Source organism: Pseudomonas sp. EA_5y_Pfl2_R50 (genome assembly GCF_963970475.1).
GTDB lineage: Bacteria > Pseudomonadota > Gammaproteobacteria > Pseudomonadales > Pseudomonadaceae > Aquipseudomonas.
Genome location: NZ_CAXAPT010000036.1, coordinates 1 through 1,286, shown reverse-complemented (window position 1 = coordinate 1,286; position 1,286 = coordinate 1). Strand labels below are relative to the sequence as shown.

Annotated in this window: 1 protein-coding gene; it reads right to left on the bottom strand. The window is 62.9% G+C overall.

Features of this window, described 5'->3' with window-relative positions:
* A partial coding sequence (locus AACY19_RS26530) for a phage tail sheath family protein (protein ID WP_339454456.1) occupies positions 1 to 1,097 on the bottom strand: 1,097 nt, incomplete at its 3' end.
* Positions 1,098 to 1,286: the final 189 nt, after the last annotated feature.

The window sequence follows — 1,286 nt, the reverse complement described above, 5'->3', positions numbered from 1 at the left end:
GGCGGCACGTCGGTGAAACGGATGCGCCAATACACCTTGCCCTCGGCGATCTGGCTGGCCGTGTTCAGTTCGGTGTCGGCGAACACTTCAAAGTTGATGATCGCGCCCTGGGCTTTCAGGTCGCGCAGGAATGCATCCAGACCGTTGGTGACATCGGTCACGTAGGTCTTGGTGATCGAGCGGTCAACCGCCCACTTGTGCCCGGCCTGCACCGCGTCCATGAGGATAAACAGCGTGCGAACGCGGGTAACGAACGCCCACTTCGGATCGCTCGACAGCGTGCGGTTGCCCCACAGGCGGTAACCGTCATCGCGGATGATCGTGGTGATATTGGCGTTGTTGAGCAGGTTGGCCCGACAGGTCTCGTCGCCGTCCAGGTACTCGACCGCGCGGCCGGTACCGGTGATGCCGGTCAACTCCTTGTTCGACGGCGACGCCCAGAAACCGTATTCAGCATCCGTCCAGGCAAACAGCCCGGCCGCCCAAGCCGAACCGGGCGCGTCGACGGTCTTGCTGGTGATGGTGTCCCAATACTTGACGCCCGGGTCGACCATGAACAGGTTGCGACTGCCGAAGTTATCGGCGTAGGCCATGGCGGCCTCATCGGTCGTGCCCGGGCCGTCGATGATGCCGATGGCGCGCAGTTTCTGCGCCAAGCTATCAAGCGCCGTGGCCACCGCCTGAGTCGAGGTGTGACCCGGCGAGATCAGCAATCGCGGCTGCGCGTTGAACAGGCTTTTACCGTCGAGCAGCGCCTGCAATCCCGTGCGCTGACCCGAGACCAGTTCGCCGCCGATGATCGCCGAGGTTTGCAGGGCCGCGTCTTCCAGCTTGGGCACGCCGATGGCGACGATCACCGCCTTGGCTTTGACGTAGATGGCCTGACAGGCCTTGGTGATGGCCGAGTCGGCACCGAACGCGGCAATGGCTTCGCGCTCGGTGGTGATCAACTTCAGTTCGCCGGCTTTCGCCGTACCGCCGCCGAGTTGGCCCGGGGTAAAGGTGTCGCACAGGCCGATAATCGAGGACGACGGCAGCGAGATGGTGCGCGCGCCAGTATCGACCGACGTGGTCGTGACGCCGTGGAAAAAACTCATAAGGGTCAGTCTCCAGAAACGAAAAAGCCCCGCATAAGCGAGGCTGTGAGGGTGTTCGTGTTACGCGTAACGGAAAAGAAAACGCCCCGTCAGTGCGGGGCGTTTAGTTGAGTTGTGCTAACAGCCAGATCGGCGCCGGCGGCCGGTGTTCGGCGAGCGGGAATTGATCCCCTTGCGGCCAGTCGCGCA